Origin of the sequence: uncultured Roseibium sp., assembly GCF_947499295.1 — a bacterium.
Classification (GTDB): Bacteria; Pseudomonadota; Alphaproteobacteria; order Rhizobiales; family Stappiaceae; genus Roseibium.
On record NZ_CANMNP010000013.1, the window covers coordinates 115,018 to 135,493 of the forward strand.

At 54.3% G+C, this 20,476-nt stretch carries 21 protein-coding genes and 1 other RNA gene; 16 read left to right on the forward strand and 6 right to left on the reverse strand.

Going from position 1 to position 20,476, the window contains the following annotated elements; all coding sequences use genetic code 11:
* The first annotated feature begins 20 nt into the window (after nt 1-20).
* The 6 genes from Q0835_RS19420 to arsH all read left to right on the forward strand — a co-directional run bounded on the left by Q0835_RS19420 (nt 21) and on the right by arsH (nt 4,024).
* On the forward strand, nt 21-578 hold the full coding sequence (locus Q0835_RS19420; RefSeq protein ID WP_298821386.1) for a TRAP transporter small permease: 558 nt from the start codon (nt 21-23) through the stop codon (nt 576-578).
* Nucleotides 578-1,882, forward strand: a complete 1,305-nt coding sequence (locus Q0835_RS19425) for a TRAP transporter large permease subunit (protein WP_298963835.1) — start codon at nt 578-580, stop codon at nt 1,880-1,882. Before Q0835_RS19420 ends, Q0835_RS19425 begins: the two co-directional genes overlap by 1 nt.
* Nucleotides 1,883-1,999: 117 nt before the next feature.
* Entirely contained in the window at nt 2,000-2,458 is a 459-nt protein-coding gene (locus Q0835_RS19430) for a winged helix DNA-binding protein (protein ID WP_298821452.1), read from the forward strand.
* A gap of 66 nt (nt 2,459-2,524) precedes the next feature.
* Nucleotides 2,525-2,866, forward strand: a complete 342-nt coding sequence (locus Q0835_RS19435; RefSeq protein ID WP_298963836.1) for a metalloregulator ArsR/SmtB family transcription factor — start codon at nt 2,525-2,527, stop codon at nt 2,864-2,866.
* 11 nt (nt 2,867-2,877) lie between these two features.
* Entirely contained in the window at nt 2,878-3,291 is a 414-nt protein-coding gene (gene arsC, locus Q0835_RS19440; RefSeq protein WP_298821376.1) for an arsenate reductase (glutaredoxin), read from the forward strand.
* The gene (gene arsH, locus Q0835_RS19445; protein ID WP_298963837.1) at nt 3,284-4,024 is read left to right on the forward strand and encodes an arsenical resistance protein ArsH; all 741 of its coding nucleotides are present in this window, start codon (nt 3,284-3,286) and stop codon (nt 4,022-4,024) included. The genes arsC and arsH overlap by 8 nt, the downstream gene beginning before the upstream one ends.
* Nucleotides 4,025-4,039: 15 nt before the next feature.
* Here the strand turns inward: arsH and Q0835_RS19450 are convergent, their stop codons facing one another.
* On the reverse strand, nt 4,040-6,202 hold the full coding sequence (locus Q0835_RS19450; RefSeq protein WP_298963838.1) for an EAL domain-containing protein: 2,163 nt from the start codon (nt 6,200-6,202) through the stop codon (nt 4,040-4,042).
* 263 nt (nt 6,203-6,465) lie between these two features.
* Between Q0835_RS19450 and Q0835_RS19455 the strand changes: the two genes are divergently transcribed.
* The 3 genes from Q0835_RS19455 to Q0835_RS19465 all read left to right on the forward strand — a co-directional run bounded on the left by Q0835_RS19455 (nt 6,466) and on the right by Q0835_RS19465 (nt 8,945).
* Entirely contained in the window at nt 6,466-7,158 is a 693-nt protein-coding gene (locus tag Q0835_RS19455; protein ID WP_152500750.1) for a molecular chaperone DjiA, read from the forward strand.
* A complete protein-coding gene (locus Q0835_RS19460; protein ID WP_298821369.1) occupies nt 7,155-7,919 on the forward strand; it encodes an N-acetylmuramoyl-L-alanine amidase in 765 nt (254 codons plus the stop codon). Before Q0835_RS19455 ends, Q0835_RS19460 begins: the two co-directional genes overlap by 4 nt.
* A gap of 588 nt (nt 7,920-8,507) precedes the next feature.
* Complete coding sequence (locus Q0835_RS19465; RefSeq protein WP_298963884.1) at nt 8,508-8,945, forward strand: transglycosylase SLT domain-containing protein; 438 nt, start codon at nt 8,508-8,510, stop codon at nt 8,943-8,945.
* 78 nt (nt 8,946-9,023) lie between these two features.
* Here the strand turns inward: Q0835_RS19465 and Q0835_RS19470 are convergent, their stop codons facing one another.
* On the reverse strand, nt 9,024-9,698 hold the full coding sequence (locus Q0835_RS19470; RefSeq protein ID WP_298963839.1) for a pyridoxamine 5'-phosphate oxidase family protein: 675 nt from the start codon (nt 9,696-9,698) through the stop codon (nt 9,024-9,026).
* Nucleotides 9,699-9,778: 80 nt separating this feature from the next.
* Here Q0835_RS19470 and Q0835_RS19475 point away from each other — a divergent pair, with 80 nt between their 5' ends.
* On the forward strand, nt 9,779-11,254 hold the full coding sequence (locus tag Q0835_RS19475) for a PLP-dependent aminotransferase family protein (RefSeq protein ID WP_298963840.1): 1,476 nt from the start codon (nt 9,779-9,781) through the stop codon (nt 11,252-11,254).
* 21 nt (nt 11,255-11,275) lie between these two features.
* Here the strand turns inward: Q0835_RS19475 and Q0835_RS19480 are convergent, their stop codons facing one another.
* Together Q0835_RS19480 and Q0835_RS19485 are read right to left on the reverse strand one after the other, a co-directional pair.
* The gene (locus Q0835_RS19480) at nt 11,276-11,851 is read right to left on the reverse strand and encodes a TetR/AcrR family transcriptional regulator (RefSeq protein ID WP_298963841.1); all 576 of its coding nucleotides are present in this window, start codon (nt 11,849-11,851) and stop codon (nt 11,276-11,278) included.
* 55 nt (nt 11,852-11,906) lie between these two features.
* Nucleotides 11,907-12,473, reverse strand: a complete 567-nt coding sequence (locus Q0835_RS19485; protein WP_298963842.1) for a carboxymuconolactone decarboxylase family protein — start codon at nt 12,471-12,473, stop codon at nt 11,907-11,909.
* 276 nt (nt 12,474-12,749) lie between these two features.
* Between Q0835_RS19485 and rnpB the strand changes: the two genes are divergently transcribed.
* Nucleotides 12,750-13,162, forward strand: an RNA gene (gene rnpB, locus Q0835_RS19490) — RNase P RNA component class A.
* A 13-nt stretch (nt 13,163-13,175) separates the two neighbouring features.
* Here rnpB and Q0835_RS19495 read toward each other — a convergent pair.
* On the reverse strand, nt 13,176-14,663 hold the full coding sequence (locus tag Q0835_RS19495) for an NAD(P)/FAD-dependent oxidoreductase (RefSeq protein WP_298963843.1): 1,488 nt from the start codon (nt 14,661-14,663) through the stop codon (nt 13,176-13,178).
* Nucleotides 14,664-14,705: 42 nt separating this feature from the next.
* Nucleotides 14,706-15,152 (reverse strand): cupin domain-containing protein, encoded by a 447-nt coding sequence (locus tag Q0835_RS19500; protein ID WP_298821355.1) that lies wholly within the window; start codon nt 15,150-15,152, stop codon nt 14,706-14,708.
* Nucleotides 15,153-15,283: 131 nt separating this feature from the next.
* On the opposite strand from Q0835_RS19500, the gene Q0835_RS19505 reads away from it, so the two are divergent.
* The 5 genes from Q0835_RS19505 to Q0835_RS19525 all read left to right on the forward strand — a co-directional run bounded on the left by Q0835_RS19505 (nt 15,284) and on the right by Q0835_RS19525 (nt 20,441).
* A complete protein-coding gene (locus tag Q0835_RS19505; protein ID WP_298963844.1) occupies nt 15,284-16,318 on the forward strand; it encodes an AraC family transcriptional regulator in 1,035 nt (344 codons plus the stop codon).
* Nucleotides 16,319-16,857: 539 nt separating this feature from the next.
* Nucleotides 16,858-17,325 carry a division/cell wall cluster transcriptional repressor MraZ gene (locus tag Q0835_RS19510; protein ID WP_298821352.1) on the forward strand — a complete coding sequence of 156 codons (468 nt, stop codon included), beginning with the start codon at nt 16,858-16,860 and terminating at the stop codon, nt 17,323-17,325.
* Nucleotides 17,322-18,362 carry a 16S rRNA (cytosine(1402)-N(4))-methyltransferase RsmH gene (gene rsmH / locus Q0835_RS19515; protein ID WP_298963845.1) on the forward strand — a complete coding sequence of 347 codons (1,041 nt, stop codon included), beginning with the start codon at nt 17,322-17,324 and terminating at the stop codon, nt 18,360-18,362. The genes Q0835_RS19510 and rsmH overlap by 4 nt, the downstream gene beginning before the upstream one ends.
* A 2-nt stretch (nt 18,363-18,364) precedes the next feature.
* Nucleotides 18,365-18,718: a hypothetical protein gene (locus Q0835_RS19520; RefSeq protein WP_298821348.1), complete on the forward strand. Its 354-nt coding sequence runs from the start codon at nt 18,365-18,367 to the stop codon at nt 18,716-18,718.
* A 10-nt stretch (nt 18,719-18,728) separates the two neighbouring features.
* Nucleotides 18,729-20,441, forward strand: coding sequence for a penicillin-binding protein 2 (locus Q0835_RS19525; RefSeq protein ID WP_298821346.1), 1,713 nt, complete (start codon nt 18,729-18,731; stop codon nt 20,439-20,441).
* Nucleotides 20,442-20,476: the final 35 nt, after the last annotated feature.

The window sequence follows — 20,476 nt, forward strand, 5'->3', positions numbered from 1 at the left end:
TAATCCGACGGGGGAAGCGGATGCGAAAGGCATTGAACGCGCTTTATCAAGCGTCAACGGTTCTGGCTGCCAGTTGCCTTGTGGCCATTTCATCACTTGTAGTTCTTCAGGTGGTCGGACGAATGTTCGATTGGGCTAGGACTGTCCTCAGCCTGGAGCCATTGGGACTGCAAATCCCCTCTCTTGCAGAATTCGCAGGTTTCCTGCTGGTGGGCGCCTCCTTTCTCGCCCTTGCCGGAACGCTACGCAATGGGGACCATATTCGCGTTTCGATCCTGCTTCAGGCCGTAAAGCCTCCTGCGGCACGTTTGTTGAACATCTGGGTGCTAGCGCTTGCTCTTGCACTGGCTTCGTTCTTCACATGGCACACTGGCATGCTGGCCTATGACAGTTTTCAGTTTGATGAGACTTCGGTGGGCATCATTCCGGTGCCGCTCGTCTACCCTCAGCTCGTGATGACATTCGGTTTGCTTGTCTATTCGATATCGCTTGCCGACGATTTGATCGTAGCAATTACCGGCGGTGCCCCGAGCTTTGAAACTGCCGTCAGATCCGATCCGATCGAGGGGAGCGAATAATGGACCTTTCCTGGATAGCTGCATTTTTGGGTCTGGGAATGCTGGCTGCGCTCGCAACCGGCATTTGGGTTGCTGTCGCTCTATTTGCGGTTGCTCTGGCGGCAATGATGGCGCTGGTTTCAGTTCCAGCAGGCTCGGTCATGTCCACGACGGTTTGGGGGGCGGCAAATTCTTGGGACCTGACCGCCTTACCGATGTTTATCTGGATGGGCGAAATCCTGTTTCGATCCAGGTTGTCGGAGGACATGTTTGCCGGGTTGTCGCCCTGGATGAGAAGCCTGCCCGGTCGCTTGCTGCATGTGAACATTCTCGGATGCGGAATTTTTGCGGCGGTTTCCGGATCTTCGGCGGCAACAACTGCTACCGTGGGGCGCATGTCGCTGCCGGAGCTGAAACAGCGCGGCTATGACGAACGTATGGCCATTGGTACGCTGGCAGGGTCCGGCACGCTCGGTCTTTTGATCCCACCCTCGATCATATTGATTGTTTATGGTGCGGCCACAGAGCAATCTATTGCACGTCTTTTCATGGCGGGAGTACTCCCGGGCGCGATGCTGTGCCTGCTTTTCATGGGCTATGTTGCTTTGTGGGCGATGATGAACAAGGGCAAGATGCCTCCGCAAGAGGCGGCGGTTCCCTTCCTTGAACGTGTTTATGCAACCAGGCGACTCTTTCCGGTCATTGCATTGATTGTCGGTGTGATCGGTTCGATTTATGCGGGCCTGGCCTCCCCTACAGAGGCAGCCGCAATTGGCGTCATGCTGTCACTTCTGCTGTCCTGGATGTCCGGCACATTATCTCGTGAAAGCTTTGCGCAGGCATTGATGGGTGCGACGCGGACCTCTTGCATGATAGCGTTCATTCTGGCTGGGGCTGCGTTTCTGACGGTTGCAATGGCGTTTACCGGCATTCCTCGGGAACTTGCCGCGTGGATCGGTTCCATGGAGCTTTCGCCCTACGCACTCTTGATCGCTCTCACGTTGTTTTTTGTCGTGCTGGGATGCTTTCTGGACGGAATTTCCGTAGTGGTACTGACCACATCCGTGATCCTTCCCATGGTGGAACAGGCGGGGCTGGACCTCATCTGGTTCGGTATCTATCTGGTTCTGGTTGTCGAAATGAGCCAAATTACTCCGCCGGTCGGTTTCAATCTTTTCGTGCTTCAAGGGATGACAGGGCGCAACATTTTCACAGTGGCGCGCATGGCTTTGCCATTCTTCTTGTTGATGATCGTGGCCGTTGTCCTGATTGTTACATTTCCGGGCTTGGCTCTTTGGTTGCCGCAGACAATGCTAAGCAACTAATGAAAGCCTGCCCGGAGGTCTCTGAAATTGACGGATAAACCCGACGCTAAACCAGTACAAAAGAAAGATGCCAATATCGGGCCTGTAGTGTCGGCCGCTCATCTGGCTTCCGGGGCAATGCCTGCGCTCTCCGAGATCGAGTTTGCGGTCACGATGATGGTCAACGCCTACCACCGCTGGATGGTGCGCTGTATGTCGGCGAGCGGTTCTGAAGGCCTTGGTCCTCTCGATGTTCTGGTGCTGCATTCTGTCAATCACCGGGGGCGGGCCAAGACACTTTCGGATATTTGTCTTGTTCTCAATATCGAGGATACGCACACCGTGACCTATGCTCTCAAAAAGCTCGAAAAAGCCAAACTGATAGCGTCGGGCAGGAGAGGCAAAGAAAAAACGGCGGAGATCACCTCAGCAGGTGAAACTGCCTGCCTGGAATACAGGCGCTTGCGTGAAGCTTTGCTGGTTGAGCCCATGAAGTCACTCGGACTTGATGAAAGCGAGTTGTCTCGTCTGGCCGCGACTTTGCGGCTCGTATCCGGCAATTATGATCAAGCTGCCCGCGCCGCTGCGGCCATGTAAATTGTCGCTTGCGAGTTGGGCTCATATTTTTGTTGTATATTCCAAAATTTCTTGTAATACCGAATTATGGACGATCAAAACGCTGTTTCGGCGCTGGGCGCACTCGCTCAGGACAACAGGCTTGCTGCCTTTCGATTGTTGATGCAGCAAGGACCGAACGGCTTGCCGTCCGGAGACGTCGCCATGCGATTGAACGTGCCGCCGACCCGTATGTCGTTTCACTTGACGACACTTGAGAGGGCCGGACTGCTCATTGCACGCCGTGATGGCAGGCATATCCACTATTCGGTTGATATTGATGCCATGAGGACCTTACTGGCTTTTCTCGTAGAGGATTGCTGCGGCAATGATCCGAGCGTCTGCGGTTTTTCACCCAGCACGATCTCCAGGCCCAAAAACGCTGTCTAGGACCGGAAAACATGACAATCACGATCTATCACAACCCCAAATGCGGCACGTCACGGAACACGCTTGAAATGATCCGCAAGTCAGGCATCGAGCCGCAGATAATCGAATATCTGAAAACGCCTCCAAGCAGAGAAAAGCTTCTCGAGTTGATTGCCCAGATGGGTATTTCGGTGCGGGATCTTATTCGTCAGAAAGGAACGCCCTTTGAGGAACTTGGGCTTTCAGATGGCAAATGGACTGATGATCAACTGGTCGATTTTATGATGGAACATCCCATATTGATCAATCGACCGATTGTGGTGTCTGAAAAAGGGGTTCTTCTGTGTCGCCCTTCAGAAAAGGTGATGGACCTGCTCTCTACCGAAATCGGATCATTCACTAAGGAAGACGGTGAGATCGTGAACTCGGGATCCACGGATGCCTGATCTCGATCTGGTCGGAAACGGACTGCGAAATGTCATCAAAACCGACATAGCGCCCATTGCGGGCGATCGGCTCATGTCGTTGAACGACGAGATGCACGCTCCTCGTGTTCTGTTGCTTTATGGATCTCTGAGGGAACGTTCCTACAGCCGATTTTTGGTTCACGAGGCTGAAAGGATATTGAACGCCTTCAGAGCAGAAACCCGGATCTTTGACCCTGAAGGCTTGCCATTGCCGGATGATGCTGAAATCGACCACGCAAAAGTGGCTGAACTCAGGGAGCTGTGCAATTGGTCGGAAGCCCAGGTTTGGTGTTCTCCAGAGCGGCATGGTGCGATGACCGGAGTATTGAAATCCCAGATTGACTGGATCCCTCTCAGCACTGGAGCTATTCGGCCCACTCAGGGCAAAACGCTTGCACTCATGCAGGTTTCGGGCGGATCTCAATCCTTCAACGCGCTCAATCAGATGCGAATTCTCGGCCGTTGGATGCGCATGGTCACAGTTCCCAACCAATCGTCTGTTCCAAAGGCTTATCAGGAATTTGACGAAGACGGGCGTATGAAACCGTCTCCTCTTTACGATCGCGTTGTCGATGTCATGGAAGAGTTGATGAAATTTACGCTGTTGGTTCGCGGCAGATCCACTTATCTCGTGGATAGGTACTCGGAACGCAAGGCAGATCGTGAAAAACGCTCGGCCGCTTCAGAAGCCGCGCTGGGTGTTGCCCGCTGATCGAACCCGTTCCGATTATCCGGCCGTTTTCAGTTCCGCGTTTTTCTCAGTCGCTGGGTCTTCCATCGGCTTTGAACTTTGAGCGAGTTCCGGAGCAAGCCGGATTTTCGGAGATTTAGCCCGCCGAACCATGTTTTGGGGGAACCACAAACCGCCTTCTTCGTTTAATGGAAAGACTGGGTATTCGGCTTCATGCCGTGTCACCTCGTCGGGTTTGCCGAACATGTATCCCTGCACCAAATCACAACCGGTTGCGCTCAGCAGCACAGCCTGTTCTTCGGTTTCAACACCTTCTGCAGTGATGACAACATCGAGCGAACGTCCAAGGCCCACAATGGATGTGACAATGGCGTCCGTGCTGGCATCTTTTCCGAGATTTTGAATAAAGGCCTTGTCGATCTTGATTTTGTCGAATGGAAACAGGCTGAGATAGCTGAGCGATGAGTAGCCTGTTCCGAAATCGTCCATGGCAATCGACACACCCATGTCTCGGATTTGCCTCAGCGTTTCAACAACGGCGTCTGTGTTTGAGATGAGAAGGCTTTCTGTAACTTCGATCTCAAGCCGGTGCGGATCAAGTCCTGAGTTCCTGAGCGCAGTTGCGACGCGGTGCTGTGTTTCACCCGCAATGAACTGAGCTGCTGAAACGTTGACCGCAATACGTCGGCTCTTGTCTTCCCAAAGTGCGGCCTCCAGACAGGCATGATTCAGGACCCAAGTGCCAATCTCTTCGATAAGTCCTGTATCTTCGGCTATTGGAATGAATATGTCCGGACGAATGGTACCTTTGGCCGGATGATCCCAGCGGATCAGTGCTTCATAGCCCTTCAACTCCCCGTCGCGCAAAGAGTACTGCGGTTGGTATAGCAGTTTGAACTGGTTGAACTTAAGGGCCTTGGACAGGCCTTCCTCGACTTCTTTCCTTTTTTGAGCTTCGGCGTCGAGCTCAGCGGTGTACCAGGAAAATGTCGACCGGCCGCTGTGTTTTGCCCGGTAGAGGGCAAGGTCGGCGCAATGGAGCAGTCGCGATGCCCTCCAGGATCCGTCTGTTGCGCGTGCAATCCCGACAGAAAGCGAGATCTTGATGTCCTTGCCGTCTATTGTGCAAGGGGCATCGGTGGCCGCAATCATGTCCGCTGCAAGGCGGGTCATGCGGGCCGGATCCGAAATTGACGTCAACATGACCGCGAATTCGTCGCCAGACAGACGGGCAACAAGGTGATTGTTGAAGACAGATTTCAAACGCTCGCCGACAATCTGCAGAAACACGTCACCTGTTCCATGGCCGTACGTGTCGTTGATTTCCTTGAATTTGTCGACGTCGATCAACATGACGCCAATGTTGGAGGCTTTGGCCTGTGACAGACGTAGAGCTTCCGTCAAACGTGCATTGAATACGGCCCGGTTCGGCAGCCCGGTGAGCGTGTCGTGGTGAGCGAGATATTGAATGTCGCGATTTGTGCGCACCTGATCATAAAACCGCATCCACAAGAGAAAGCCTGCAAACACGATGGAGGCAAGGCAGAGGCCACCGATGGCCGCGCTGATTGACCAAATAAGAGGTGTCAGGCTTGTAAGGAGTTCCGACTGGGTCACCAATATGAGCAGACCGGGCACGTTCGGACCGATGTTTTCAGGTCTGTAAGCAAGCACAGCATTCGGCCCGAATTTCCCGAACAACGTCATGTCCGGCACGGCTGTCAGCAACTTTGAAGAATTCAATGCAGTGCGTGCGCTGGTCAGCGTGTCAGCAGAAACCAGCGTGTTGGCTTTGTACCAGTCAATCTTGCCGAAGCCGGTATCGAATTTCTCGGCGCTCGATGTTGAGCCGGGAAAGACAAGTGCTGCGTCCAGGACTTCGGACCGCCCCATCTTAAGCTGCAACATGTCTCTGATGTTGTTCAAAGTGCTTGTGGGCAGCAGGGATGTCGGCTCTTGTGCCTTGGATAAACGGAGCTGACTAACCTTCGGCAGCGCCGGCTGACGATCCTGCTGCAAGGACACAAGCATGTCCTGTATGGATTTCTCATACGGGATGAAGGCTTGTTCCAAACCACGCACAACCAGCCAATGGGTCAGCAGTCGGTTACTGGCATAGACCCCCAGCGCCAATGTCAGAACCAGTGACATCGATATGAAAAATATTACAATGTTTCTTCTGACCAGGGGGGCAGCCATTCGGCGTATTACCAGTATCTCAACATAAGTGCGAAAATTTTAGTCGCAATTCCTTTAACCATCATGAATCCCCATTGGGAATCAGGGCTATATTTGCTTATCTCAATTGTCTTCAGTCCCAGTCACGCTGTTGATCATGGCCAGTTGCCACCATGATCACTGGTCAAACATCCCTGTGGTGGATAAGAGTGTTGTGAGCAATTGAATCAGATGGATTGGGCTGGCCAGAACTTTCTGGTGCTATTCCGAATAGGAGCGCATGGGTGAGCGTCTGGAGCAGCCTGGGCAGTATTGTAAGTTCTATTGGTACGGGTGGAGCTCAATTCGTCGACCGGCTCGTACAGCTTGTGCTGGCACGCCCGGAAGGCACCAGCAGTGTTGGCTTTACCGTTGCAATGATCGCCTTGTCGGCCAAGATGGCAAAGGCCGATGGGGTTGTTACAACCGATGAGATCATCGCGTTTCGGGAGCTTTTCGAAGTTCCACCGAAAGAAGAGCGCAATGTTGCCCGCCTTTTCAATCTGGCGCAGGAAGATGTCGCCGGATTTGAAGTCTATGCCAAGAAGCTGGCTGATCTGTTTCCCTACGATCACAAGACTTTGCTCGACATTCTTGACGGCCTGTTTCACATCGCCAAGGCCGATGGTGTCGTTCACGAAAGCGAAGTCGGCTACCTTTCAAAAGTGGCTGAAGTCTTTGGACTGGACGAACGAGAGTTTTCAAAAGTCCTCGCGCGTCACGTTCGCAAGGACGGAAATCCTTATGATGTCCTCGGGCTTGGACCTGACGCCAGCAATGCCGACCTCAAGGCTCATTATCGCCGGGAGGTTCAGGAAACCCATCCGGACCGCTTGATAGCCAGGGGTGTTCCAGAAGAATTCGTCCGCATTGCGAATGACCGGCTCGCCGCGTTGAACAACGCCTGGGCACAAATCAGCGCGGAAAGGGGTATATGAGCGCCTTAACAGATACGGGAGTTCCAGCGAGGGTTCATCCGTCTCCCAATCACGGCCCACGAGCTAACGGTGCCCAAATCGATATGGTCGTTTTGCACTATACGGGCATGCAATCAGCGGAAGCCGCTTTACAGAGGCTATGTGATCCTCGAGCAGAAGTGTCTGCACACTACTTTGTTGACGAAGATGGATCGATCCTCCAGTGCGTTCCGGAGGCCCGGCGTGCATGGCATGCGGGGCAAGGTTCCTGGAAAGGTGAAACGGATACGAACTCCCGCTCGATCGGCGTTGAAATCGTCAATCCGGGACACGAATTTGGGTACCGTTCTTTCCCAACCGCCCAAGTCGCTGCAGTTATCGAGCTTGTCAGCGACATTTGTAGAAGACACGGAATTCAGCCCTGGATGGTTTTGGGACATTCCGACATCGCTCCGGAACGAAAAGTGGACCCTGGAGAGTTGTTCCCTTGGGACCGCCTGGCCGCATCCGGGGTCGGGCACTTCGTCGATCCGAGCCCGATTGGCAGCGGATTGATGATGCAGGAAGGCGATAGCGGTCAGCCTGTAGAGGCTCTTCAGTCCATGCTCGCTCTTTACGGCTACGAGGTCGCCGTCAGCGGTGATTTCAGTACCCAGACAAAGCATGCCGTTTCCGCGTTTCAACGGCACTTCCGCCCTGAAAAGGTGGATGGGGTGGTTGACAGATCAACGATCGAGACATTGCACGGCCTTCTGAAAAGGTTGCCGTCGCTCGCGAGTTGAACCGGACAGACGTCTGAGAAAAACTGTTGGCTCAAAGTTCGTTCACGCAACTGTTGAAATTATGCTGCGCTGCGGCAAGAAAGACTTCTGATTCGCCAGATGGCGTCACAGTCTTTCTCCAATTTGCCAACCAAACGCCCTGTTGCCTGCCCAATTTCGTCAAAATTTGCAGTTTCTGACGAATTTTTGCGCCGAAACTCCGAGAGAATTCGAAATAAATTGAAATAAATCGTGATTGGGAGGTGCCCAATTTTGTCCCATAGCTCCGTCATTTCTCCGCCTCGAAATCAACAACACCAAAAACCAAAAGGGCTGGACTGAATGTTACGGTCATTGACGAAAGTTACTGGGGCGCTTTGCCTTTTCGCCTATGCTACATCCTCTTTCACATCTTCTGCCATTGCAGTCGGATCAGGTGCGGACCCGATCCTGCATGTCATAGACACTAAGAAGAAGGACAAGGATGCCAATTCAAATGATGTGAAGCAGGCCACGAATGTCGGTTCGGGATCAAAACCGATCCTTCACATCATCGAACCGGAAAAACCGGAAAAGTCTGCGAAGAAACCCAAGGCATCGTCCGCGAAAGTGAAATCGAGTGCGAAAAGCACAAAAAACGCCAAGGCCAAGACATCCAAGAGGTCAGCAAGTCGCGACAGTTATACCACGCTGATCCGCAAGGCAGCGGCCAAACACGGAGTTCCGGTCAAGATCGCCAAGGCTGTTGTTGAAGTTGAAAGCAATTTCAACCCGCGCGCACGGGGCAGGGCCGGTGAAGTAGGTCTGATGCAGATCAAGCCCGCGACGGCCCGTGGCATCGGATATCGGGGCTCGACAAAGGCGCTTTACGATCCGGCGACCAATCTCGAATGGGGCATGAAATATCTTGCCGGTGCCCATCAGAAAGCCGGTGGCGACTTGTGCGGCACGATCTTGCGCTACAACGCCGGACACTATGCAAAGCGCATGAATCCGGTCAGCCGCCGCTACTGCTCCAAGGTCAAGCGTCTTATAGGTTCCATCTGAATAGATTGCAGGGCGGTCAATCGTGGACCAAAACCCGTCGGGAGATCCCGGCGGGTTTTTTGTTTGCATACTCCAAAACTACGCAAACTTTCGCTGCGCTGCGGGTACGGAAGCTGGAACAGGCGTCCCTTCCGGAACATCTGCGGCGGCAAAGGGTGGACCAAGGGCAGTAACGACAGGGACAACACCTGCCCACAGGTCTGTTCCAAGGTCTTCCTTATCGTCGACTGGACCGCCAGTTCTGACCTTTGAACTGGCATGTTCGATCTCAAGTGCGAGCACGCCTGTTGCTTTGTGCTCGGTCGCTGTCATTTCGCGGCATTCATCCCAACGACCGGGCATCAGATGATCGGTGATGGCTTTCAAGGCATCGATTTGCTCGGCATGGTCCTCAACAAGTCGCGCAGTGCCATGAACGATCGCGCAACGATAGTTCATCGAATGATGAAAAGCGGAACGAGCGGCCACGATGCCGTCGACGAGAGTCACGGTCAGACTTGCGGGGACACCCTTTGCATTTTCCTTGATGATGCGTGTTTTGCTCGCACCGTGAATATAGATCTTGTTGCCGGAACGTGCATAAGCCATCGGGATGACCATCGGTCGTTGTTCATGGATGAACGCACAATGCGCCAAAAGACCCGCGTCCAATATCTCGTTGACGAGATTCCGGTCGTAGCTTCCTCTGTTCATCTGCCGGATTTTAGCGTAGCGCGGCAAATCATTTGCCTGCCGCTTTTCCAAGGAGGACATCAAACTCTCCACTTGACTGTCAGTTGTGCGATGTTCTTTGCTCAAGAAATTGGCTCCACAAAAGGTCCGGTTTTTTAAAAATGACAGAACCAGTTTTGCCCGAAGGTGTTTTGACGCTCAAAAGACGGTCAGACGTGCCGCTCGCTGAGCAGATTTATCGGTCGATCAGGATAGCTGTTCAGTCTGGTCTGCTGCACTCGGGCAGCGCCTTGCCATCAACGCGTCGTCTTGCTGCCTCGTTGCAGGTCGGCAGAAATACGGTGAACACGGCATACGATTTGCTCAGAGCTGAAGGGATTACCAGGGTCAAGTCCGGAGCCGCGCCGCGCATTGCAAGCGGCATTCGTCTGGAAGGTGGACCTTCCCCTGCCGGACGTGGTGCGACGTTGCCGCGCCTCTCTGGGCGCGGAGAACTCATGGCAGCAAATATTCGTGGAAACGGGTGGGCCTTCAGACATGGAGCGCTGCAGCCTGGAACGCCCGCATTAGACTGTTTTCCATATGAAGAGTGGGCAAGATCGCTTCGCCGAGCCGCCCGACTTGAGCGTAGTCCGGATCTGCAATACCGAAACTTTTCCGGCCTGCCTGCATTGAAGAAACGTCTAGCGCGCTACCTTGCATCTGAACGTGGGGTAAGAGCAGAACCGGAACAGATCCTGGTCACCAGTTCCATGCAGGCTTGCCTGTCCTTGCTGTCTCTTGCATTGGCCGACCCCGGAGATGAAGCCTGGCTCGAGGAGCCAGGTTATCTCGGTGCTCGCACTGCGTTTCATGTGGCAGGGCTTAAGGTTCGGCCGCTGCCGGTGGATGAAGAAGGCGCAGATCCGGGCAAACTCGCACAGTGGGAGAAACCACCAAGGCTGATCTACGTCACGCCTTCCCATCAATACCCGCTTGGCATCCGCATGCCGCTCGCGCGACGTCTTGCGCTGTTGGACGCAGCACGCGAGGCCGGGGCGGCAATCCTGGAGGATGACTACGACAGCGAGTTCCTGTTTTCAGGTCGTCCAGTTGCAGCGTTGCAGGGTCTGGCGAGCGAAGGTCAGGTGATTTATCTCGGGACCTTCTCGAAAAGTCTGATGCCGGGTTTGCGCATTGCCTATTGCGTGGTTCCGCAAAACCTGGTGGCATCGCTTGAGCAGTTCATGCGCAACATGGGTTGTGCGGCCAATGTGCAGGCTCAGGCAGCGCTTGAGCATTTCATGGACTGCGGTGCATATCAAAAACACCTGAAGCAGATCCGCAGGGTCTATGAAGCGAGGGGGATTGCGCTGGTCGAAACCTTGCGGGCGTGTTTGGGCAATCGCGTCGACGTCAAGCTGCCAACAGGTAATGTACAGGTTGCGATCCTCTTTCGGGACCCGATTGACGATGTCACTCTTGCCGTTGCCATGCAATCAAGAGGTTTCGCGGTTTCGCCGTTGAGCAACTGTTATCTCGACAGGGGCGCTAAACCCGGGCTTATCATCGGTTTCGCTGGCGCTCAGGAGAGACAGATGGTGGCCGGTATCGATACACTCAGCAATCTCTTGGACAGTGGAAATTTCTGTATATGAAACTTCGAGGTTTTATCGCTATCAGGACGCAATGCTTCTTGCGGCATAATCCGCTGCTGCCCTAATTCTTGAAGAGCCGCAGTCAGCTTTGGCCATTGCGTTGAGGCCAAGAATAACAGCGAGAACGAAATTGGCTTGGTCGCGGGCACAGAGCGAAGCCGTTTCGTCGCCGTCTCTTTCCAGCGTTCGCAACAGCCGATTTTCCAGTTCGGTCATCTTTGAGCAAACAAACGACTGTTCACCACTATGCGCATCAGCTGTTTCGCTAGATGAAGACAAAAGCAGGCAGCCTCGCGGCGTATTGAGGGACATGAACGATCCGATGTGCCGAATGAAGTTCGCGACCGCCTGTTTTGGCGGCTTGTCTTCGTCGAGGATCTTGAGGCCAACCTCGGTCGCCTCATTCCAGTATTTTTCAAGAACTCTTTCGAATACGTCGTCCTTGCAGCCGAAAGCGGCATAGAAACTGCCGCGTTTGATGCCGGCAGCGTCTTGAAGATCGTCAACAGAAGTTCCTCTGTAACCGTTGGTCCAGAATACATCGACAAAAGCGTCAATAGCATCATCGACATCAAAGGATTTTGGTCTTCCGGCCATGAAACCTCATTGCATTTCAGTCTCCGGCATTTGATTTGCCGGAGACTGAAAATCGTTATTCGGCTGCGATCGCCGCTGGAGCCCAGGCGAACTTCTGAAACGGTGGATCAACAGGCGTGTCAGCCAGGTGGTTGACGTAATTAGACATTACTTTCTGTGCGACGCCAAGAATGACGTCAAGAACATGTTGTTTGGTGTAGCCGGCGGCCAGAAAGCTCTCCACATCTTGCGTTGAGACATTGCCGCGTTGACGCACGACCTGAAGCGTGAACCGACGAAGGGCTTCAAGTTTCGCGTCTTCAAGCGGTTTCCCGTTTCGAAGGTCTTCGATGAGGCCGCTGTTGATTTTCTGCATATGTGCAATGGCGGTATGGGCCGGTACGCAATAGTGACAGGTGTGCTCCACATTGATCGTCATCCAAACCACAGTTTGCTGAGCTGCAGTGAGGCTGGTCTGCTGGAAGAGCTCATGAAGCTTCTGGTAGGCCTCCAGGTGCTGGGGAGATTCAGCCATGACGGCATGCAGGTTCGGTATCATCCCAAACGCTTGAAGTGAGTTGTTGAGAAGCGGTTTGCTCTGCTCTGGTGCGGTCTCAAGTGTGTGGCGTGAAAATTCAGTCATATGCCTGTCTCTCTTTCATTTCAGAGCGCGACTCGCACTCATGATGGCAGGAGACATATGGGAATTATGTACTGCATAGTCAAAAATGTAGTGATGCTATTTTTCGGCAGAAAACATTGGTTTTTTAGTTCGCTCAAGGAAACGTGAAACCGAAGCTTTCAGCTGAATTCCCTAAAAGTTAGCCAAAAGCCGAGACAGTCAAAATGATCGGACAGCTCGCCAGCGCCATGCGCAGTTGCTTGACCTTGCCGACAAAGCCACTTAAGTCCGCAGACGCCAGTCGGCCGGACAGCCGCTGCCGCAAATGCCGAAAGGTTGCGGGGGAGGAAAGTCCGGGCTCCAAGGAAACACGGTGCCGGGTAACGCCCGGCGAGGGCGACCTTAGGGAAAGTGCCACAGAAAGCAAACCGCTCCGGGTCAATCGAAAGGTTGTATCGGAGTAAGGGTGAAAGGGTGGAGTAAGAGCCCACCGCGCTGCTGGCAACAGCAGCGGCATGGTAAACCCCACCGGGAGCAAGACCGAATAGGGACAGCATTGGGCCATGGAGCGATCCTGGCCCGGGCCCGTTTCCAGGCCGACTGTCCGGGTTGGTTGCGCGAGGTGCCTGGCAACAGGTGCCCCAGACGAATGGCTGTCACGTCCGCGAAAGCGGGCCATACAGAACCCGGCTTACAGGCCGACTGGCACTTCTTTGACCACTTTCAGCATGCGGTATATTGCGGCGTGCTTTTCAGGAAATCTCCATATGCATCTGCATTTGGGTATGAGAACTGTTCGGCCACCGGATTGGCGCGCTTGCGCTTTGTTGCGCCCATGTCGGCCAGCAACTCGTCGAAGTGACGGAAATGAAATGGTGCAGAACACAACCCACCATAAACCTTGGCGGCGGGACGTTCGTGACGTTTCCATTCAAGCATTTCATCGATATTTTTGCGCATGACGTCTGCGCTGGGCTGGTTGGCAAGCTTACCGTCGGCATAACGTACCAGCCAGTTGGCGATCATCTCGGCCGACAGGATCGTGCAGAAGCTGGAATTGAAACCGACGAACCCCATGTCGGGCAGATCGGGATTAACGGCAAGTCTAAAGACCCGATATTGCCCGTCCGGCTCAATCAGCTTGTCCTGATACGTTTGCGCCAGGTATGGGACTCCCAGTTTCCAGCCAACAGCGAGAACGGCAAGGTCGCAGGGCAACTTGTCGCCGTTCGCAAGAACCACTTGACCTTCCTCATACCGCTCAAAAGTACTTCTTATCGGCTTTATAGATCCGTTCTCAAAGCCTTCAAACAGGCCAGGCGTTACGATCGGCAATGAACAAGACGCGTCTTTCTCGATGGGGCCGTCTGGAACCATGTCCCACTTCTTCAGTTTCAGTTGAAGTTTGAGAAGCGTTTCAAGTCCTCGGAAATTGGCCCAAATCAAAGGAGTGAACGCGGCGAATACAGCTTTACGTATGGGTGAACGCCCCCAGCTGTTGAACTGCTGCTCCTGTGCGCGCATGTACAAAAGCCGTTTGAAATTGATGCCGCCCACAAAATATGGAACGCGCCATACCGGTTCCCGGTAGACCATTGTTACGGATCTCGCTCCGTTTCGGGCTGCATTGACGACGATGTCGGTGGCCGATTTCGACCCGCCCAACACGACCACTCTTTTGCCATCTGCCAGATTGCTATCGGTGTATTCGGAACTGTGCATGACGTTGCCACCGGCAGCTTCAAATTCGGCCTGTCCTGGGTGGCGCATAATGTTCTTGTTGGAAAACTGGCCGGTACATACAGCGACGAAATCGAATTCTTCGGACCATGTCTTTCCGGCTGCCTCCAAAGTGAGCGTCCAGCCTTTCCCGCCATCGGCGCGCTTTTCCATGGATTGAACGCGGGTATTGAGACGAAAAAGTCTGCATAGCTTATGCTTGTCGGCATAGGCATGCAGGTAAGCGTGCACCTGAGGCCCCTTTGGCCATTCCGGATAACTCTCCGGCATCGGCATATCTGTAAAACGGTAAAGGTCTTTCGGCGATTGTGTCTGGACATCCGGGTATGACCTTGATGGTTCCCAAACCCCGCCAAGATCGTGACTGCGTTCAAACCCGAGTACGCGGTGGCCGCGCTCGTCAAAAGCTTTGGCAGCCGCAAGCCCACTTACGCCGCCGCCGATGACGGCGACAGTCTTGCGTTTCGTCATTGAACTAGTCCTCTGTCTTAATCTATGAGACGGCTCGTTCGATCAGGCCTCATCTGGCGGGGGTAGAAAATCGACCTCGTGCAACGCAGAAAGCCGCACAAGCTCCGCGGGGTCGGTAATGCCGTTCAGGGCGCCGAAAAGGTCAAACAGCTTTCGGGTCGGCGCGACACCAAAGACGCAGGTTGCCGTCTTTCCGGACCGATTGAAGATGCCGTGAGCTTCGCCCATGGGCATGCGCACCGTGTCTCCAGGGCCGGCTTTGTGAACGTTGCCGCCCATTTCTACCTCCAGTTCCCCCTCCAGCATGACGATCCATTCGTCCTGTGTGGGATGAATATGAGGTGGCACGAAGGTTTCCGCCGGTATCTCGGCATGCCAGATAAAGGCGTTGTTGCTCACCAGCTTGGGCGTATAGGTGTGGCCAACAACATTCCAGCTGACATTGTCCAACCCCTTTTCGGCAGAGGTGACGCCTGCTCCGTTCTGCATGATGTTTGTCTCGCTTGTCTTTGCGTTAATCAGCGCAAAAAGCTAAGCGCGCCTTGCGCAAAAGTTTTATCCGATTTGCGAAATTACCTGATCACCTGCTGTGAAATGCCGCATTGCGGAACGTGTTCTTCTTGAACGGCGAAGGCTTCGACGGCATGCTCTCATGCATGATTTCGCAGCTGTCAGGCAAAACTCCGCTGGATCGCTATCGGTGCTTCGAAACGTTGGATGTCGATGAAGCCCGGGACATTGTTGCGCGCCATTTTTGCAATCATCGATTGGAGTTGGCTTCGGCAGATGCTCGTTTTGACGCTTGTCAGAACAGAGTGGCCGGCCGGCACCTGTCACTGAACTACCTTCGATACGGTGCCGATGTGTCCATCGACCCCGGAGAGTTGGCGGATTTCTACCTGATACAGATACCTATCGCCGGCACCGCGGAGGTCGCGAATGGTCATCAGTACGTCTCGTCCGATACCAGGACAGCGACACTTCTGAACCCTGATCGCCATACGAAGATGCAGTGGCATGCGGGTTGCGAACAGGTTCTCTTGCAAATCGAACGCGCATTTGTTCGGCAGATTGCGGTTCGCATGGCTGGAACCGAGCTTGGTCCCATAAGGTTCAACGCAAAGCTTGATCTTACGCAGCCGGAGCTTGCCCGGTGGTCAAGGAGGCTTCGCGGGCTTTTCAAGGGAGCTGAAGCGGGGGAGATCATTAGCAATAAAAACGATCGTTGCCAGGACCTCCTGGAAGAAATGCTGGTTGCATCGCTGTTAGATAGCCAGCCAAATACCGTTTCTCCGATGCTGGGCAGGACCAGCAGCGGGGCGACGCCGGCGATCGTCAAGCGTGCTACTGAAATGATCTGTGAGCGCTTTCAGGAAGATATCAGCCTGCTGGACATCAGTTCACACTCCGGAACAACGCCGCGCAATCTCCAACTGCTTTTCAAGCGCGAGTTTGGTCGCAGCCCGTTCCAGTATCTGCAAAGCATCCGGTTGGCATATGCGCGCCATCTTCTGATCAGTGGATCCGACAGTCTCACGATTGCGGAAGTGGCCGACATGTCGGGGCATCGGCATTTCGGCCGTTTTAGCGTCGCTTACAGACGGTGTTTCGACGAAACTCCTCGGGAAACCCGGCGTTATCATAAATTCCGTTGAGCTCCGTTTTTGGGAAGAGACGAATTTCCCAAATGTTTAACGCAATCCGCGCGTATTTTTCTTGGGCGAATTGGTAACCCGGTTCTTGGGATGCTGCGAGAACCGGCTGAATTTTGCTTAAGGTGGTGCGCGGTTTCCCGTCGTTTTTCATTCTCCACAAGTCTTTAGGCGCTAGGCAATTTTTGCCTAAATCCGCAACTGCAATTTGGAAAACCTCCGTATTCCTGCGAATCCGATTCTTGGTTTCTGTCAAGGCTTCATTAAGCATGTTCGTCTTAACATCGCTCGACGGGGTCGTGTGCGATCAAATCATGCTGGAATCCATGAGATTCCATTGACCGCCCATGAATTCCCATGGTATCCCATAAGAACCCAGAATGGGGAGTGCGGGCCCATATTTGTCGGGCTCAGGGCATCTGTTTTAACGGCTTAGCAGGAGCCGCTTTCGCAAATTGCATGTCCTGGCGGGTATCTGGCCTTCCTTCATTCCAGGGTGATTAGGGGATTTCTGCGGGTGGGGACCCGCTTCGAGGGGATTTATGGCCGGATTTGTTTCTCACTACACCAACCGGCTGGATGCCAAGGGTCGCGTTTCGATCCCGGCGCCTTTCCGCTCGGTGCTTGCGAGAGATGGTTTTGAAGGTCTTTATTGTATCAAATCCTCCCATTGCGACGCGGTCGATGCAGGCGGCAACGAACTGCTGGCGCAGATCGAGGCAACGTCTGAGGCCTTTGCCAAACTTTCACCTGATCACGATGCGCTTGCCGTCGCTCTTTTTGGGGCCAGCGAAAATCCGAGAATTGATGGAGATGGGCGTATGACCATCTCCGACATGATACGGGACCACACAGGCATTTCCGATCAGGTCACATTCGTTGGCCTGAAATACAAATTTCAGATCTGGGAACCAAACAAGTTTCGTGAGTACAGCGCGGAGGCCCAAAAGCGCGCGCTCGCGATGCTGTCGGGGCAGAGCCCCGTCTCCTCTCAAGGAGGACCGGCATGATGACGCTTGGCGTAAGAGATGAAAATCTCGCCGCAGGCGGACCTGAGCGTCATGTGCCGGTTCTTCTGGATGAGGTTCTTGAGTGGCTGGACCCGCAGCCCGATGAAGTCATGGTCGATGGCACATTCGGCGCCGGCGGTTATTCCCGTGCAATTCTAGAGCGTGGCGCAAAAGTTGTCGGCATAGACCGGGATCCGGATGCGATTGCCGGTGGGCAGACGTTGGTCCAGGAAGCCGAAGGCCGCCTGATACTTGTTGCTGGACAGTTTGCAGGTCTGGAAGATCATGCTCGTCAGTCTGGATTTGATGGTGTTGACGGGGTTGTTCTGGACCTTGGCGTTTCGTCCATGCAGCTCGATGAGGCCGAGCGTGGTTTTTCCTTCATGAAAGACGGCCCGCTTGACATGCGTATGGAGCAATCCGGCCCGTCTGCGGCCGATGTGGTCAACGAGATGCCGGTGAAGGACCTTATTCGCATCATTGGCCTTTTAGGGGAAGAAAAGCGGGCTACGACCGTTGCGCATGCGATTGGCAATGCGCGCAAGGAAAAACCATTTTCTCGCACGCTGGAGTTGGCGCGTCTCGTTGAGAAGGTGCTTGGCCGCTCACCGAAGAAAGCCCAGATTCACCCGGCAACGCGTACGTTTCAGGCGCTGCGGATCTACGTAAATGGAGAGTTGCACCAGGCAGCTGAAGCATTGGGTGCCGCTGAGCGCATTCTTAAGCCCGGCGGGCGTCTTGTGCTGGTGAGTTTTCATTCGCTGGAAGACCGTATCGTGAAGCGGTTTTTCCAGGACAGGACACGAACTCGCGGGGGTGGTTCGCGTCATATGCCCGAGCAAGAAGTGCCTCCGGCGACATTTGAGCTTTTGACGCGCAAGGCTGTGGAAGCGGCGGCGGATGAAACAGGCGTCAATCCGCGGGCTCGTTCCGCAAAGCTCAGGGCTGGTCGCCGCACGGAAGCGCCGGCGCGGGAATTGGATATCCATGCAGCGGGTGTTCCACGCCTGGCAGACTATCATGGGTTAGGGGGCTGAAGGTGGTTCGTACGCTGAACATATTGTTCATTCTGGCAGTCGTTATTGGCGCTGCAACCGTCTACGACATGAAGCTGGCGGCAACAAAATCGGCGGAGAAAGTTGCCGATCTTCAGCGTCAGATCGATGAAGAGCGAAATTCCATCCGGCATTTGAAGGCCGAGTGGAGCCTGTTGAACAAGCCCGACCGGCTGCAGGCCCTGGTCGAACGTTACAACGATTATCTCCAACTGAAGCCGCTTGATGTGAAGCAGATCGTGGCGCCGGAAGACCTTCCTGCGCGCCCGGTCATGCTGGAGCCGATCGGCGGCAACCAGATGGGCGGCTATGCCGGCTCATCGGCAACGATCCGATGAGGGCGGTAAAATGACGTTGGTAAGCGAACCGGAAAGTTTCCTCCAAGTGCGGCGCTCCCAGCCACGGGCCGCCCGGGGATCCGTGTCATCAAGCGCGGTCAAGTCTCGTGTCTACGTCGCCATGCTTGCCTTTGCATGCGTTTATGTCGCTATTGCCGGGCGTCTTGTCATGCTTGCGCAGATGGAGGAGGCGCCGTCACGTGCCTTTATCTCCGCTCAGGACTCTGTTTCGGCATCGCGGCCTGATCTCATTGATCGTAATGGAGAAATCCTCGCCACGGATATCAAGACCGCGTCGCTCTATGCCGAGCCGCGTCGCGTCATTGACGTTGACGAGGCCGTCGAGGGGCTGATCCGCGTTCTGCCGGAGCTTGATGAGGCCCTGGTGCGCCGCCGCCTGGAAAGCGGCACGGGCTTTGTCTGGCTGAAGCGCGAAATGACGCCGCAACAAGCCAAGAAGATTCACAATCTGGGTCTGCCCGGTGTCGGGTTCCTGTCTGAAAACCAGAGATTTTATCCAGGTGGCCCGACTGCGGGACACATTGTCGGTTCGGTCAATGTCGACAATCAGGGTCTGGCTGGTATTGAAAAATACATTGATGGTGAATGGCTCGCAGATCTGCAGTCTCTCGGCTTCACGTCGGACCGCTCGATGGAGCCCGTACGCCTTTCCGTTGATCTGCGTGTTCAGCATGTAGTGCGCGATGAGCTGGTCAAGGCAATGGAGCGCTACAAGGCAATCGCAGCCGCTGGGATCGTTCTGGATGCTAAAACTGGCGAAGTCGTTGCGATGTCCTCCTTGCCTGATTACGATCCGAATGATCGTTCGCAGGCACTTGAAAAAGACCGTCTGAACAGAGCAACAGGCGGTGTCTTTGAAATGGGCTCCGTTTTCAAAACATTCACGACTGCGATGGCGCTGGATTCCGGGGCGGTCTCAATCAACGACAGTTTTGATGCCACGCGCCCGATTCGAGCCGGAGGTCGCACAATCTCTGATTTCCACGGGAAAAACCGCATATTGTCGGTCCCGGAAATCTTCATCTATTCCTCCAATATCGGCACAGCCAAAATGATGCTGGCAACCGGTATATCCAGGCAGCGTGAGTTTTTCGAACGCCTTCATCTGACGAAGCGTTTGAAGACTGAGTTGCCGGAAAATGCAGCGCCGTTGCTGCCGCCGAAATGGAACGAGCTGGCAGCCATGACGATTTCATTCGGTCACGGAATATCGGTGACCCCAATGCAGACCGCAGTTGCTGCAGCTGCACTCGTGAATGGCGGTAAGCTCCTGCCTCCAACCTTTGTGCCGCGCAGCCCGGCAGATGTCCAAGCTGTTGAAAAACAGGTCATTTCACCCGAGGTTAGCCGGATCATGCGGTATCTTTTCCGCCTGAACGTGCTGTCCGGATCGGGGCGCAAGGCGGATGTTCCTGGCTATGTCGTTGGCGGCAAGACGGGAACTGCGGAAAAGATTGAAAATGGCCGATATGTCGACAATAAGCGGCGTAACTCGTTCCTGTCAGCCTTCCCGATGGACGATCCGCGCTACGTGGTGCTTGTCGTGATCGACGAGCCCAAGCGCGAGCGCGAGGGAACAGGCGTTACCGCAGGTTGGAACGCTGCGCCCATGGTTGGCGCAATTGTACGCCGCTCCGCGCCGATGTTGGGTGTAATGCCGCGTTTCGGTAAAGGGGATGAACCAATCGAGATTTCCTATTAAGGAGACACTTTAACAAGGTTCGAGAGCCGGCGGGG

Bases quoted from the DNA above. Each gene is read 5' to 3' on its own strand.
- Q0835_RS19495 (WP_298963843.1), bottom strand. From the start codon at position 14,663: ATGACGAAACGCAAGACTGTCGCCGTCATCGGCGGCGGCGTAAGTGGG.
- arsC (WP_298821376.1), top strand. From the start codon at position 2,878: ATGACAATCACGATCTATCACAACCCCAAATGCGGCACGTCACGGAAC.
- Q0835_RS19500 (WP_298821355.1), bottom strand. From the start codon at position 15,152: ATGCAGAACGGAGCAGGCGTCACCTCTGCCGAAAAGGGGTTGGACAAT.
- Q0835_RS19460 (WP_298821369.1), top strand. From the start codon at position 7,155: ATGAGCGCCTTAACAGATACGGGAGTTCCAGCGAGGGTTCATCCGTCT.
- Q0835_RS19475 (WP_298963840.1), top strand. From the start codon at position 9,779: ATGACAGAACCAGTTTTGCCCGAAGGTGTTTTGACGCTCAAAAGACGG.
- rsmH (WP_298963845.1), top strand. From the start codon at position 17,322: ATGATGACGCTTGGCGTAAGAGATGAAAATCTCGCCGCAGGCGGACCT.
- Q0835_RS19510 (WP_298821352.1), top strand. From the start codon at position 16,858: ATGGCCGGATTTGTTTCTCACTACACCAACCGGCTGGATGCCAAGGGT.
- Q0835_RS19480 (WP_298963841.1), bottom strand. From the start codon at position 11,851: ATGGCCGGAAGACCAAAATCCTTTGATGTCGATGATGCTATTGACGCT.
- Q0835_RS19425 (WP_298963835.1), top strand. From the start codon at position 578: ATGGACCTTTCCTGGATAGCTGCATTTTTGGGTCTGGGAATGCTGGCT.
- Q0835_RS19430 (WP_298821452.1), top strand. From the start codon at position 2,000: ATGCCTGCGCTCTCCGAGATCGAGTTTGCGGTCACGATGATGGTCAAC.
- Q0835_RS19470 (WP_298963839.1), bottom strand. From the start codon at position 9,698: ATGTCCTCCTTGGAAAAGCGGCAGGCAAATGATTTGCCGCGCTACGCT.
- Q0835_RS19450 (WP_298963838.1), bottom strand. From the start codon at position 6,202: ATGGCTGCCCCCCTGGTCAGAAGAAACATTGTAATATTTTTCATATCG.
- Q0835_RS19485 (WP_298963842.1), bottom strand. From the start codon at position 12,473: ATGACTGAATTTTCACGCCACACACTTGAGACCGCACCAGAGCAGAGC.
- Q0835_RS19420 (WP_298821386.1), top strand. From the start codon at position 21: ATGCGAAAGGCATTGAACGCGCTTTATCAAGCGTCAACGGTTCTGGCT.
- arsH (WP_298963837.1), top strand. From the start codon at position 3,284: ATGCCTGATCTCGATCTGGTCGGAAACGGACTGCGAAATGTCATCAAA.
- Q0835_RS19525 (WP_298821346.1), top strand. From the start codon at position 18,729: ATGACGTTGGTAAGCGAACCGGAAAGTTTCCTCCAAGTGCGGCGCTCC.
- Q0835_RS19435 (WP_298963836.1), top strand. From the start codon at position 2,525: ATGGACGATCAAAACGCTGTTTCGGCGCTGGGCGCACTCGCTCAGGAC.